A 13889-nucleotide genomic window follows, 5' to 3' on the forward strand; every position below is an offset into this window, starting at 1 on the left:
TCCAAGTCGTGCGATGGCGCCCCGGCCTCGCCACCGGGAAGCTGACGATCGAGCGCGTCTACCTGATCACCAGCCTGGATGTCTTCGACGCCACCCCGGCCGAGCTCGCCACCTGGATCAGGGGCCACTGGGGCATCGAGAATCTCCACCACGTACGTGACCGGACCTTCCGCGAGGACGACTCCAAGGTCCGCACCGGGACCCTGCCCCGCACCATGGCCAGCCTGCGCAACCCCGCCATCAGCCTCTTCCGCCAGAACGGCGAGACCAACATCGCCGCCGCCCTCCGACGCACCAGCCGCGACTACCACCGACCGCTGTCGGCCCTCGGCCTCACGTGATCAACCCGGACAGATCCCGATCATGCAATGACCCTGGTCACCATCCTGACCTCCGATGTCGAGGACATCGCCCTGCTCACCGCCGACCACGCCCGGATCGCGACCGAGAAGGTCTGATGCCGTCAGGGCCAATGCCCGCCACGCGGCTGGTGGCAGTTCTGTCCTCAGGGCCCGTCGGGGGCATAGATGCATCCCTGCGTACTGGCAGTGGGTGCCAGGTTTACGGCTGGTCGGTTCCGTACCGGATGACCCGGACGGGGACCACCGTTCGTCGTGCGGGGAGCGGGTCGCCAGGGGCGGCGTTGATGCGGTCGATCAGCATCCGGCCGGCCCGGCGCCCGATCTCCTCGGCCTCGTAGGACACGATCGTCAGCGGCAGTCCGAGAATGTCCGCGAGCTCGACGTCGTCGAAACCGGCCAGGGACACCGGGACACCGAGCGTGCGGACGGCCCTGATGGCGCCCTGGGTAAGGCGGTTGTTGGTGCAGAAGAGAGCGGTCGGGGCATCCGGACCGCGCAGCAGGGCGGTGGCGGCGCGCTCGGCCGAGGGCACATCGGCCAGCCCGCGGCGGACATGGCGTTCGTCCGGTTCCAGGCTGGCCGCCTCGTGAGCGGCCCAGTAGCCACGGAGTCGCTCGGCGCCGGTGTAGAGGGCGGGAGGGTTGCCGAGGAAGCCGATCCGCCGGTGCCCGTCCTCGATCAGCCGGCCGGTTGCCTCCTCGGCACCGCCGAAGTCGTCGACCAGTACGCAGTCGGCCTCCATTCTGGCCGGTGGCCGGGAGGCGAGGACGATCGGCGTGCCGCGCAGCGCGGCCGATGCCAGGTGACGGTGGCTGCTGCCTGCCGGAACCACGATCACGCCGTCCACCTGACGGGATGCCAGATCTTCCACCAGGCCCCGTTCCCGGTCGACCTGGTCGGCGGTGTTGCTGAGCAGGACGCGCAGGCCGTTTTCGGAGGCCACTTCCTGGACGCCGAGCGCCAGCCGTGAGTAGAAGGGGTTGGCCAGGTTGGTGACCACCAGACCGATCATCCCGCTGCCGCCCAGCCGCAGCCTGCGAGCGGTTTCGTTGCGCCGGTAGCCAAGGGCGTCGACGGCGGTCAGCACCCGTTCCCTGGTGGCCTCGCTGACCCGGGTGTCGTTCTTGAGCACCCGGGAGACGGTCATCGCACTGACCCCGGCGCGGGCGCCGACGTCACGCATCGTCGGCGTGCCGGCGTCGCTCGGTCGGTGCTGCGCCAAGGCCGGTCCTTCCTTCGTACCGTCAAAGGGGTCTTCGCCGTCGGCGGGTTGCCGGATCCGCGGGCGCAGTCAGTCTAGAGCGTCCTCGCCGGGTGGCGCCGTTCGGCGGGCGGGCCCGGCGGGACACGCTACGCCTGCCGCAATGCCCAGCGTGCAGCGCCGATCAGGGGTGCGTCGTCGGGCCGTTGGGCCGTACGCAGGCCCATCGCGGCGACCACGATGTCCGCCCCCGGCCCGGCGCTATCGGCTCCGGTGGTGAGTCCGGCGCTCAGCGCGGGGCCGATGAGGTCCCAGGACGCGGCCATGGAACCGCCGACGACCATCACCTTGGGCCGGAACACGGCGCACCAGGGCGCCAGGGCACGTCCCAGAGCGTCGAAACACCCGCTGATCGTCGCCGACGCGCACGGGTCGCCCCCGCGGGCGAGTGCGGCAATGGCCCCGACGTCGGGCACGCCTGCCCGGCCGTCGAGGCTCGCGGCCCTCGCGTACCGTGCCCGGACAGCCTGCCGCGAGACGACCTCCTCCAGCGGGAGTCCGTCGACGGTGACACGGTGGGCCCGGCCTTCGGTGGGCACGCCGGGTCCCTCGGTGACGGGCCGCCCGTGGTGGAGGAACGAGGAGCCGATGCCGGTGCCGAGCGTGATGCACACGGCCCGGTCCTGCCCCGCCGCCGCTCCCGCGTGATGCTCCCCCATGGCGAAGGCGTCCGCGTCGTTGAGGAAGCTGAGGGCGCGTGGACGCGGCAGTCGTACGCGTAGTTCCGCTCCCACATCGACGCCGTGCAGGGCTTCGAATTTGCCGATGCCCCTGAATCTGCCGATCCCCGACACATAGTCGAACGGGCCCGGGAGGGCGATGCCCCACTCCGCCCCGTCGGGCGCGCCGACGTGCCGGGCGGCCTCGGCGATGGTGTCGAGGATGCGCCGGGCCCCCGCGTCCGCGGCCATCGGCCGACGTACGACGGAGTGAGCGACCGGCGTGCCGACCGCCATGTCCACCAGGGCGCCGGTCACATGGGTGCCGCCGATCTCCAGTACGGGGACCCGGGTCATGACGGCGTCACCAGGGACTTGACGACCTGTACGGGCCGGCCGCCGACGGGGTGGAGCAGATAGCCGCCCACAGCGGCCGGCACGGTGAGGGTCTCTGCGAACGCCAGATCATGGCGCAGGCCGTCGGCGGTCTCCACCACCACGCCGTCACCGGCGGCGACGTTGAGGATGTGGAAGCGGCCCTCGGTGTCGTCGGCGGCGGGGCCCGTTCCGTCGAGCACCAGACGGTGGACCGCGTAGAACATCTCGGGCAGGGCCCCGATGACCTCCTCGCGCCAGCCCGTCCCTTCGCGCAGGGTGCGGGGCGACTGGACGAGATCCTCGGCGACTTGGGGGCCGCGCCGGACGGTGTCGAGGTTGGCGAACGCGTGCTGATGCGAGAGGGGCCGGGGCGCCCCTGCGGTGGAACGGCGCAGCCAGTCGTAGAAGCGCAGGGAGTACAGATAGGGGGTGGCGCTGATCTCCAGCACCAGGTTGCCCGTGCCGGAGGAGTGCGGGGTGCCGCCCGGGATCATGAACAGTTGGCCGGGTTCGGCGGGGAACGTCTGGACGTGGTCCTTGACGTGCAGTGGTGTGCCGTCCGCCGCGGAAGCCTCCACCTCCTTGCGCAGGATGTCCAAGTCCGCGCTCTGCCGCAGCCCGAGGAAGACCCGGGAGCCGGGTTCGCTCGCGGTCACGTAGTACGTCTCGTGCTGGGTGTAGGACCAGCCGAAGGTCTTGCGCATGTACGGCTCCTGCGGATGGCAGTGCAGGGAGAGGTTGCCGCCGCCGACGGTGTCGAGGTAGTCGAAGCGGATCGGGAAGGAGGTGCCGTAGCGACGGTGGACCTCCGGGCCGAGGAACTGCTCGGGGTGCAGGACGCACAGGAGTTGGAAGGGCAGCTCCACCTGCGCCCCGGCGTGCTCGCCGACGAGGACACCCGCTTCGGGGGCGATCAGTTCGTAGCCGAGGGCGGTATTGCCGCCGTGGTCGGGCTCGAAGCCGAGGTGCTCGGCGGCCCACCGGCCGCCCCAGGGCGTGGAGTTGAAGTAGGGGCGGGTACGGACGGGCTGCCGGGAGAGGCCGGCGAGGGTGGCGCGTACCGCCGTGCCGTCGAGGGAAGCAGGCGCCTGCGGGTCCTGTACGTCGATCCACCGGCCGATGCGTGGGGCGAGCGCGTCGCGGTGGCGGTCGGTGACGGGCCAGTCGGTGTAGAAGAGGCTGCGCAGTTCGCCCGGAGCCCGTGGGCGGCCGAGGTTCACGCCGAGGGGCAGCGTTCCGGAGGCGACGGCGCTCTCGGCGTACCGCTTGGGCAGATCGGCCCACCACACCAGGTCGGGCGAGCAGAGGGCGGCGCCGGGGCCGTGGACCAGCAGGACACCGTGTGCGGGCCGGTTGACGGCCGGCTGCCCGTCGAAGAGGTCGCCCATCTCGAACTCGGCGAGCGGCAGGAAGAACGCGTCGGCGTCCGCGGCGGGCACGCACAGCCGGTCCACGGCCGCCGGCGACCAGCGCTCGCGCACATCGAGCACGGCGACCTGGACGGACCGTTCGCGCAGCGCCCTGACGATCCCCCGGGCGGCCTCGTGCCAGTCCAGGGCCGCGGGCCCGTCCAGGGCGAGCACGGTCGGACGGTCGGGCAGGGTCGCGACGGCTGCGTCCCAACCGGTGACGACGGTGCCGCCGACGGCCGGGTAGCGGGGGTTGCGTTCGTAGCGGCGGGGCTGTGCGTCCACGGGTACTCCTGACAGAACGCGAGTGGGCGGTCGAGCAGAATGGTATCGATAACATTCATTGCCGAACAAGGTATGCACTCAGTCCTGTGATGTATCTCCAGCTAGATACAGGTGAATGGACGCAATCTCGCCGCAGCACCTTGTTTCGACCATCATGGTGTCGTTAACATTCTGGCCGCCCGAACCACCGCTGCCGTACCGCGCGGCAAGATCTCCCAGAGGACCTGCGATGAAATCCGTAGCCCTGCCACGCCGACCGGAAGTGACGGTCACCGCGATCGGGTTCGGCGGAGCACCGATCGGAGGCTTGTACGAGCCGATTTCGGACGAGCGGGCCCGCGATGCCGTCGACGCGGCATGGGACCACGGCGTCCGCTATTTCGACACCGCACCCCACTACGGGCTCGGCCTGTCGGAACGGCGGGTCGGCGCGGCACTGTCCGCACGGCCCGGACGGACGCTGTCGACAAAAGTGGGCCGCTTGCTCGAACCGGACGGCGCCGACGGGTCGTTGCGTCGAGTGCGTGACTACAGCCGCGACGGCGTGCGTCGGTCGCTGGAGTCGAGCCTGGAAAGGCTGGGCGCGGACCGCATCGACATCGTGTTCGTGCACGACCCCGACGAGCATGGGGAACAAGCCCGCGCCGAGGCCGTTCCGGCCTTGTGCGAACTGCGCGACCAGGGCGTGATCGGGGCGGTCGGGGTTGGCATGAACCAGTCGGCGATGCTCGCCGAGTTCATCGCCGAGACCGACGTGGACCTGGTCATGTGCGCCGGCCGCTACAGCCTGCTCGAACAGCCCGCGCTCGCCGACCTGTTGCCACTGGCCCAGCAGCATCAGGTCGGTGTCCTGGCCGCCGGGGTGTTCAACTCCGGGCTGCTTGCCCGGCCGGATCCTGGCGAGGACGCCACCTACGACTACCGGCAGGCGCCACCGGAAGTCCTGTCCAGGGCACGCGCGTTGGCGGCAGTCTGCCGGGAGCACGGCACAAGCCTGCCGGCCGCCGCGATGTGGTTCCCGTCCGCCCATCCCGCCGTGCTGGGCGTGGTACTGGGCATGGGGTCGGCCGACGAAGTACGACAGAACCTCGCTCTCGTCCCGCCGCCGGCCGACCTGTGGCGGGATCTGGTCGCGCGCGGACTGCTCGCTCCCGACGCGATCGTGCCGGAGTGACCTGAGCCGAAGTCCCCTCGCGTGCCTGAAGGCCGGTGCAGCACCTGTGTGCTGCACCGGCCTTTCCTCCGTCCTGAATCGTGTCTCGCGCCCGCGCTGCGCGGTCGGTGGTTCAGCCCTTCGTCGCCCCGCCGGTGAGTCCCTTCACGAAGTGTTTCTGGAAGGCCACGTAGAAGACGAGGATCGGCAGCGTGGCCAGGAACATGAGGGCGAACACGGTGCCGTAGTCCGCCTGGTGTTCGCCGATGGCACGGTAGATGCCAACGGTCACCGTGGTGCCGGTGGACGGCCCCAGGATGAGCAGGGGGTTGAGGAAGTCGTTCCAGATCCAGACGCCGAGGAAGATCAGAACGCTGGCCGACGCCGGTCGCATCAGCGGGAAGACGACCTGCCAGAAGGCGCGGTACGGGCCGGCGCCGTCGATCTCGGCCGCCTCCTCGAGTTCGCGCGGGATCGTCTTCGTGAAACCGGCGAAGACGAGGACTCCGAAGGGCACGTAGTAGCCCAGGTACGCCAGGACCAGGCCGGGCACACTGCTCATCAGACCGAGAGACCGGAGCACGTCGGTGATGGGGGTGAGGATCACTGCCGGAGGCACCATCAGCCCGCACAGCAGTGTCACCATGACGACCTTGGCCACCACGCCGCTCGACCGTGCGAGGTAGTGGCCGAGCATCGCCGAGACCACCGTGGTGACCACCATGGAGATCACCGTGACTTCGACGCTGTTGGTGAGCCCGTACCAGAAGAGATGGTCCGGCCTGGTCAGTACGGATTCGATGTTGTCCAGAGTCGGCGGCGTCGGCAGTGCCAACGGGTTCGCAACGATCTCCGAGCCGTTCTTGAAGACATTGACAAGGACGACGTAGATCGGCAGGAAGAAGAGAGAGCCTGCGACCAGTGCGACCAGCGGTCGCAGCCAGGCCCGGGGTCCGCTTGTCATCAGGAGGACACCTCGCGATTCTGCAGCAGTCTGAGGGCCATCACCGAGACGAGAGCGACCAGGACGAGCATCGCGGCCGCCATCGCGGAGGCGTATCCGATGTGATTGCCCGTGAACGCGGTCTGGATCACCTGGAAGGCGAGGGTGGACGTGGTGCCGGGCCCCGGACCGCCGTTGGTGAGGACCTGCACCTGGTCGTACGCCTTGAAGCCGCCGATCAGCGACATCACCGCGTTGATGGTGACGGCCGGTGCCAGCATCGGCCAGGTGACGTGGCGAAACCGCCTCACCGGTCCGCAGCCGTCGAGGGCGGCCGCCTCGTGCAACTCCTGCGGAATGCCCTGGAGTCCGGCCAGGTAGATCACGACGCAGAATCCGAGACCCTGCCAGGCGATGACCCACGAGACCGTGTACAGCGCGAGATCCGGATCGGAGAGCCAGCCCGGCGGGTGCTGCACACCCAGGTCCCGCAGCGTGGAGTTGAGCAGCCCGTCGTCGGTGAGGATCGCCTGCCAGACGACGGAGACCACGACCGCGCTGAGGACGACCGGGATGAAGAACACGCTCCTCAGCGCGTTGTACAGCCATCCGCGCCGGTCGAGGAGCATGGCGATCGCCAGGCCGCCGACATTGGTGACGACGGTGACGACGACGGTGATGACAACGGTGTTCTTCAGCGCCGTGAAGAACTCGTCGTCGGAGGCGAGGTCGGAGAAGTTGTCCATCCCCACCCACCGGGTCGGCGGGTTGAACGGGTTCTTGTTGGTGAGGCTGTAACAGATCGCGAGGACGATCGGGACGAGTACGAGCGCCACGTAGACGAGCAGGCCCGGCGCCGCGAACAGGGCGAAGCGGCTGAGTCTGTCGCGCGATCGGGCGCGGGTCCTGCGGGACGTGGCCGGCTTCGGCTTCGCCCTCGGGGCGGGGGGCTCTGCCGCGGAGCCCTGCCGACGGGGCTCCGCGGGAGAACGATCGGACCGGACGCGGATATGTGTGCGCACTACCGGGTCGCCTTGTCCCACTGCGCGTCCATGTAGGCGCCGAACTCCTTGGCCGTCATGTCTCCGCCGAGCAGCTTCTGCACGCCTACCGCCGCCTTGTCGGCCAAACCCGCGGGCAGGGAGCCGTCACCGGTCTCCTGGCTGAAGGAATTGACGACGCCATCGGCATCGAGCGCCTTCTTGTACGCGTCCAGGGTCGCGTTGTAGACGGGCCCCATCGTCTTCGGCGGGGTGTAGCCCTTGATGGCCATGATGAGCCCGTCGCCCTTGACCGCGGCGTCGAGGTTCTTCTGGTCCTCCATGAAGGCGCCCGCCCATTCCTTGGCCAGCTTCACGTCAGGCGCCTTGGAACTGACGGACATCCCGCCGCCGGTGACGCCCGGCAGAGCCGAGGCGCCGCCGTCGGTGGGCCAGGCGAACACCCCGGTGTCGAAGTCCGGCTTCTTCGCGTCGGCGGACGCCGAGAACCAGCTGCCCATCGGGTACATGGCGCCCTTGCCGTCGCGGAACGCCTGCTCGGTGTCGGCGTAGGTCCGCGACAGACCCGCCCGGTCGATATAGCCCTTGTCCGCCAGGTCGGCGACCTTCTGGGCGGCGGTGACGAAGGCGGGGTCGGTGAACTTCACCTTGCCTGCCTTGCGTTGCGACAACCAGCCCGGTGTCTTCTTGTAGACGTCGGTGGCCACCGTACAGATCAGCGGGAACATGTCGGCCCAGGTGTCCTTGCCACCGCCGCCGACCACGAACGGGTTGATGCCCTTCGCCTTCAGCTTGGAGCTGTCGTCGATCAAGTCCTTGTAGGTGCGGGGCGGGGCGTCGATGCCCGCCTTGGCGAAGTCGTCCTTGTTGTAGTAGACGAACGTGCCCTGGGTGGCATACGGCAGCTGGTAGACCTTGCCGCCGTAGGTGTTGGCGTGCGGTTGTGCGTAGTTCTTCAGATCGTTGTCGGACCAGGCTGCCAGCTTGCCGGCCTCCGCGAATCCGGTCGGATTCAGCCCGATCATGACATCCGGGAACTGCCCTGTGCTGTCCAGCTGCTTGGCGTATCCGGTGCGGTCCGCGCTGGGGGACACCAACTTCTTGATCGTCACGCCGGGCACCTTGGCCGAGGCCCGGGCTATGGCCGCGTCCCAGTACTTCGCGCCGAGGTTGGGCGTCTCGAAGGTCAGGAAGGTCAGAGTGACATTGCCGTCCTTCGACGTGCTGCCCTCGGTGCCGCCCGCCGTACATCCGGTCAGCGCGAGGGCGCCTGCAAGAGCGGCTGCCGTCAGGAACTTTGGATTGCTTTTCATGCGTTTCATCCCCTACGCGTCAATGCCGGGGGGCCTGCATGGTTCAGACTCATCTGAGGCCGCGCGGCTCCAGCGCTGACCGCTCTGTCTGCGCGTCAGGCCGGTCAAGTGCGTGGCGAGTATGGACATCCGCGAGTGATCAAGTCAAGGGATGAGGCTCACCTATCGTCTCCGCCTAGGTCAAATAGATGTGATACATCTGGTGGAGTTGTTGACAGACACGGCAGTCCGGCTCTGCACGCCGGGATAAGGGGCGATATGCGTATCACCGATGTGACCGTCGATCTGGTCGACCTGCCGGCCCAGCCCGCCTTCAGATGGCGTCGCGGCCTTCCCGGGTCCGAAGGGCCTGCGGTGGGCGGCATTCTGCGTATCCAGACGGATGAGGGCCTCTTCGGCGAAGCGCACACGCGACGCGGGAAGATACTCGACGACCTGGTGGAACGGCGCATCCGGGAGGATCTCCTGGGGCGCGACCCGTCCCACCGTGAACTTCTGTGGCACCGGCTCTGGGAGCTGGACCGCATCGAGGAGTTCCCGATCTATGTGCTCGGGCTCGTCGACGTCGCGCTGTGGGATCTGGCGGGCAAGGTCGCCGGGCTTCCTGTCCACGAGATGCTGGGCACCTTCCGCGAGGCCATTCCCGCCTACGCGAGCACGGCGACGTTCTCCAGCGTCGCGGAGTACCTGGACGTCGCGGACCAGTGCCTGGAGGCCGGCTTCGCGGCGGTCAAACTGCATGCGTGGGGCGATGCACGCGCGGACGCGGATCTCTGCCTGAAACTGCGGGAAAAGGTGGGCGACGACGTCCCGTTGATGTACGACGGCTCCGCGGCCTTCGATCTCGCGGACGCGGTCTATCTCGGCCAGGCGCTGTCGGAGGCCGGCTACACCTGGTACGAGGAGCCGATGCGGGAGTTCAGTATCAGCGCGTACCGCAGGCTCGCCGAGCGGGTCTGCGTCCCGCTGCTCGTCGCCGAGACCTCGGACGGCGCCCACATGAACACCGCCGACTTCATCGCTTCCGGCGCGGCCGCAAGCGTGCGGACCAGCGCGCAGTACAAGGCGGGCATCACCGGCGCCATGCGCGTGGCCCACCTCGCCGAGAGCTTCCTGCTGCGAGCGGAGGTTCACGGGGCGGGCATCGTCAACGCGCATCTGTGCATGGCCATCCCCAACACCACGTACTACGAGTCCTTCGTCCTCACGAACCCGGTGGTGCGCGAGCCGTGCGTGGGCCCCGACGGGCTGCTCAGGGCGCCGACCGCACCCGGCATCGGGTACGACCAGGACGGCTGGTCGGGCGGGGTGGCAGTGCCCCGGAACTGACCCCGGGGACCGGGTCCCTACGTATGAGGCGGGATCAGGCACCGCCCTCAGCGTCGGCGAGGAAGAGGCGGTGCCGGATCTCGCGCTGGACCTGCTGGTTCGTGGTGTCGATGTGCCGGTTCATCAGGACGGCGGCCTGCTCCTGCTCCCCGGCCGCGATCGCCTCCGCGATCTCCCGGTGCTGTTCCGCGGCGGTGACCAGCGGTCCCGCTGCGCCACCGGCGAGCGCCACAATGGTGACCTGCCGCTGCAGACGCTGGATCGCGTCGACGAGCCCGGAGAAGAACGCGTTGCCGGTCGCGTCGCCGATCGCCTTGTGGAAAGCCTCATCGGCTTGGGTAAACGCCTCGTGGTCGTGCCGCTGGGCGGCTTCGGCCGACTGTTGCGCACTCTCGCGGATCGCCCTGAGCTGGACGGGATTGGCATGCGCGGCCGCCAGACGGCTCGTCTGCGTCTCCGCGTAGCGCCGGAACTCGAACAGTTCACCGACGCGCGCGGGATCGGTCGGCAGGAACCGCGAGAAGGTATCCGTCCAGAGCTGGTTCTTCGGCTCCGACACGAAGATTCCCCGCCCCTTCTCCACCGAGAGCCTCCCGAGCGCGGAGAGAATCTTGACCGCCTCCCGCACCACGGTCCGGCTCAGGTCCAGAACCGAGGCCAGATCCTTCTCCGTGGGCAGCCGCGCACCGGGCTCGAGCCCCTTCTGGACGATGTATTCCAGGATGCGTTCCGCCGCGACTTCATAGCCGGGGCGGTAGCCGGCCTCCGCCTGTGTACCTGGCACGCCGGGCGCGGGCTGAGGAGATCGCATCATCATGCTCCAAGTCTGGTCGGTGCCGCCCGGTGTGGGGCACCGACCTCTGAGGTACGGGCCAATCTACCGCCAGGCGATGACAAAGTTCAGCAGCTAACACCTCGACCCTGGCTGGATAGATCGCAAATAAGTGTTGACAATCTCGCGGAACCGACGGCACGATAGCCCAGACTTGAGTCGCCCGGCAGCCAGCAGGCTAGCGCCGTCCACGAGGGCGGCGGCACCGAGGTGCCGGATATCCGCCGATCTTGGCCACCACTTCACCTCCCCTTGAAGAGTACGAAATATGCTGCGCGGTCTTCCATGCTCCACACTCCACGACCGCGCGCAGGGAACCGGAGGGAACCGGCCGGGATCGGACTTCTTGGAGTTCGTCTAGGAGGATCCATGGACAGACGTCGCTTCCTGGCCGTCAGCGGCCTGAGCTCCATCGCCGCAATGGCAACTGCGACGGGCGGGGCCGTCGGCCCCGCCGACGCGGCCCAGCGGAACTCCCAGGCACAGCCGCCCGGTTCGCTCCGGATCACGGCCGGGTTCCTGTCACTGGGAATGAACGATTCCGGCCGGGTCACCAGCCTGGTAGACCGGCGCAGCGGCACCGACCATCTCGCAGCCGGTACGTCGGTCCCGCTGGTCAGTGTCGTCGTGGACGGCGAACACGAGGTCCCTACCGGCGTGCGCACGTCACCCCGCGCCCCGGGGGTCTTCGTGTTCAGCGGCAAGAAGACGACCATCGAAGTGAAGTGCGTCAGGCATCCGACGTACTGCACGCTCGAAGTCGTCGGACTGAGCTCCGCTGCCGGCGCCGACGTGCAGACCCTGCTGTGGGGCCCGCTGCCCACCACCATCACCCAGACGATCGGCCAGACGGTCGGCGTCGTGCGTGACGACGCGTTCGCGCTGGGACTGCGTCCCGTCAACGACAAGACCGTGGGCGGCTGGCCGAACGAGTTCCTCTCGTACGGCTTCGGCCCGGACATCACCAACAACCCGTACGGCCTGCAGACACCCGACGACGACGAGTGGTTGCGGAGCAACGTTGCCGCGAAAACATCGTGGGGCAGTGTCCTGCGCGCCTACACCTACGACTACGGCACCACGCGTGTGCGGACGCGCAGCACCGGGTACCAGATCCCGCTCGGGCCGCTGCCGGCCCCGGAGGGCCGGATCGTGGGCTCGAGGATCGCGCTCTTCGGTTGCGGTCCTGACCTCGCGACGACGGTGCTGAGCCAGGTCGCCAAGGGCCAGGACCTGCCCTACCCGACCATCGACGGGCAGTGGCAGAAGAGCGCCCAGAGAACCTCCCAGTCCCACTTCTGGGTCCATGACCTCAACACCGGCAACGTCACCGACGCGAGCCTCTACGCCGGCCAGGCCGGGGTGAAGAACATCTACGCGATCTCCGGTAACGGGCCGTGGGTGTCACAAGGGCACTTCCAGTTCAACAGTTCGTTCGGTGGCTCCGACGCGGCCGCCGCCCAGTTGGTGGCCACGGCCGCGAAGAACGGCGTCAACGTCGGCGTGCACACCTTGTCCGACTTCATCGACCCCTCGGACCCTTACGTCTCGGCGCCGGCCGATCCGCGGCTCGCGACCGGAGGATCGGTCGCGCTGACTCGCCCGGTGAGCCCGTCCGACACCACGATCTACGTGAACGGCAGCGGTGCGTTCGCATCGGGTGTCGACGGAAAGCGCATCCGCATCGGTGACGAGATCATCGTCTACGGCTCCGTCACCCAGGCCGGCGGTACCGAGTGGGCGGTCGGCGGACTGTCCCGAGCGCAGTGGGGGTCGTCCGCGCAGTCCCACCCGGCAGGCTCCGCCGTCACGAGGCTGCTCCAGAACGGTTACGGCGGCGCGATCGGCGGCCTGCCGATCATCGACGAGGTCGCCACCCGGCTTGCCACGGCGTACAACACCACAGGGATCGAGGCGACCTCTTACGACGGTCTGGAGTCGGCGGGCTACACCGGCTGGGGCGGCTACGGATTCGCGCGCCTGGTCAATGGCGTGTACCGGCAGCTCGATTCGCACGACGGATTCGTCACCGAGTGCAGCAACTTGTCGTCGAACACCTGGGACGCACAGTCCCGCGCGAGTTGGGGAGAGATCGGCCCCACGGACTACGCCCAGATCCTGCGGAGCAACACGTTCTACCGGGCCAACTACCTGCCGGGGATGATGGGCCAGCAAGCCCTGTCGGGAGACACGAGTCTGCTGACGATCGAGTCGACTCTGGCGCGGGCGGCTTCCCAAAACGCGGGCGTGAACTTCGAGACGAGCGTCAGCAGCCTGGCCAACGGCAAGAACACCGCGCCGGTCCTGGAGGCGATCAACACCTGGGAGGCCGCGCGGAACAGCGGCGCGTTCACCCCGGCGCAGCGGGAGGAGCTGCGCGATGCCTCGAAGCGCTGGCACTTGAGCGTGGTCACGCGTGACCAGAAGTGGTCCCTGCAGGAACTGGACTCTTCCGGCAATCCGGTCGGTTCGCCTCGCGCGGTCGAGGCGCCCGCCCCCGGCTTCGCCAACCCGGCACCGGTCGACGCACGCGTCGGGCGCCAGTACGAGTTCAAGATCGACTCCACGACGCCGAAGACTCGCCGGTACGTGATCAGCCGTGGTGCGCTTCCGGCCGGACTGACGCTCAACCCGGACACCGGCGGCATCACCGGCATCCCCAAGTCGGCCGGTGTCAGCACGTTCACCGTCGTCGCGCAGAACAACGGCGTCGCGGACGCCGGTATCACCTACACGGTGAAGACCACCGCGTGATCGCGGGTGGGCAGCGGCTCGAGCAGCCGCTGCCCATCCGACCCGCGAACCTCCTCATGACCCCACAGCAAGGAGTCGTCCACGCATGAGCACGACCCACCCCTCCCCCGCCGCGCCGGCCGCCGAGCAGTTCGCCAACCTGCGCAGCCACCCCGGCACACCGCTGGACCGGCCGCTCACCATCGCCGTCGCCGGGACGGGCGCGCGAGG

Annotated in this window: 11 protein-coding genes; 4 read left to right on the top strand and 7 right to left on the bottom strand. The window is 68.7% G+C overall.

The genetic code is table 11. From position 1 onward, the window contains the following. Positions 1–341: transposase (locus tag J1C73_RS20015; protein ID WP_207317616.1), on the top strand; the 341-nt coding region annotated here is incomplete at its 5' end. A 220-nt stretch (positions 342–561) separates the two neighbouring features. Here J1C73_RS20015 and J1C73_RS20020 read toward each other — a convergent pair. The 3 genes from J1C73_RS20020 to J1C73_RS20030 form a co-directional block, all read right to left on the bottom strand. Further along, positions 562–1545 carry a LacI family DNA-binding transcriptional regulator gene (locus J1C73_RS20020; protein WP_207317623.1) on the bottom strand — a complete coding sequence of 328 codons (984 nt, stop codon included), beginning with the start codon at positions 1543–1545 and terminating at the stop codon, positions 562–564. Positions 1546–1712: 167 nt separating this feature from the next. Then, entirely contained in the window at positions 1713–2639 is a 927-nt protein-coding gene (locus J1C73_RS20025) for an ROK family protein (protein ID WP_207317617.1), read from the bottom strand. Beyond that, positions 2636–4354, bottom strand: a complete 1719-nt coding sequence (locus J1C73_RS20030; RefSeq protein ID WP_207317618.1) for a class I mannose-6-phosphate isomerase — start codon at positions 4352–4354, stop codon at positions 2636–2638. Before J1C73_RS20030 ends, J1C73_RS20025 begins: the two co-directional genes overlap by 4 nt. Positions 4355–4583: 229 nt before the next feature. On the opposite strand from J1C73_RS20030, the gene J1C73_RS20035 reads away from it, so the two are divergent. Continuing rightward, positions 4584–5528 carry an aldo/keto reductase gene (locus J1C73_RS20035; protein WP_207317624.1) on the top strand — a complete coding sequence of 315 codons (945 nt, stop codon included), beginning with the start codon at positions 4584–4586 and terminating at the stop codon, positions 5526–5528. 112 nt (positions 5529–5640) lie between these two features. On the opposite strand, the gene J1C73_RS20040 is transcribed toward J1C73_RS20035, so the two are convergent. The 3 genes from J1C73_RS20040 to J1C73_RS20050 are packed head-to-tail and all read right to left on the bottom strand — an operon-like array spanning position 5641 to position 8764. Next, positions 5641–6471, bottom strand: coding sequence for a carbohydrate ABC transporter permease (locus tag J1C73_RS20040; RefSeq protein ID WP_207317619.1), 831 nt, complete (start codon positions 6469–6471; stop codon positions 5641–5643). Further along, positions 6471–7472: a carbohydrate ABC transporter permease gene (locus tag J1C73_RS20045; RefSeq protein ID WP_307797742.1), complete on the bottom strand. Its 1002-nt coding sequence runs from the start codon at positions 7470–7472 to the stop codon at positions 6471–6473. Before J1C73_RS20045 ends, J1C73_RS20040 begins: the two co-directional genes overlap by 1 nt. After that, positions 7472–8764 carry an extracellular solute-binding protein gene (locus J1C73_RS20050; protein WP_207317620.1) on the bottom strand — a complete coding sequence of 431 codons (1293 nt, stop codon included), beginning with the start codon at positions 8762–8764 and terminating at the stop codon, positions 7472–7474. The genes J1C73_RS20045 and J1C73_RS20050 overlap by 1 nt, the downstream gene beginning before the upstream one ends. A 258-nt stretch (positions 8765–9022) precedes the next feature. On the opposite strand from J1C73_RS20050, the gene J1C73_RS20055 reads away from it, so the two are divergent. Further along, complete coding sequence (locus J1C73_RS20055) at positions 9023–10093, top strand: enolase C-terminal domain-like protein (protein ID WP_207317621.1); 1071 nt, start codon at positions 9023–9025, stop codon at positions 10091–10093. 34 nt (positions 10094–10127) lie between these two features. On the opposite strand, the gene J1C73_RS20060 is transcribed toward J1C73_RS20055, so the two are convergent. Then, positions 10128–10910, bottom strand: coding sequence for a FadR/GntR family transcriptional regulator (locus J1C73_RS20060; RefSeq protein ID WP_242644436.1), 783 nt, complete (start codon positions 10908–10910; stop codon positions 10128–10130). 384 nt (positions 10911–11294) lie between these two features. On the opposite strand from J1C73_RS20060, the gene J1C73_RS20065 reads away from it, so the two are divergent. Further along, positions 11295–13679 (top strand): Ig domain-containing protein, encoded by a 2385-nt coding sequence (locus J1C73_RS20065; RefSeq protein ID WP_207317622.1) that lies wholly within the window; start codon positions 11295–11297, stop codon positions 13677–13679. Positions 13680–13889 lie beyond the last annotated feature (210 nt).

The organism is Streptomyces laculatispora (assembly GCF_017353455.1).
Taxonomy (GTDB): Bacteria; Actinomycetota; Actinomycetes; order Streptomycetales; family Streptomycetaceae; genus Streptomyces; species Streptomyces laculatispora.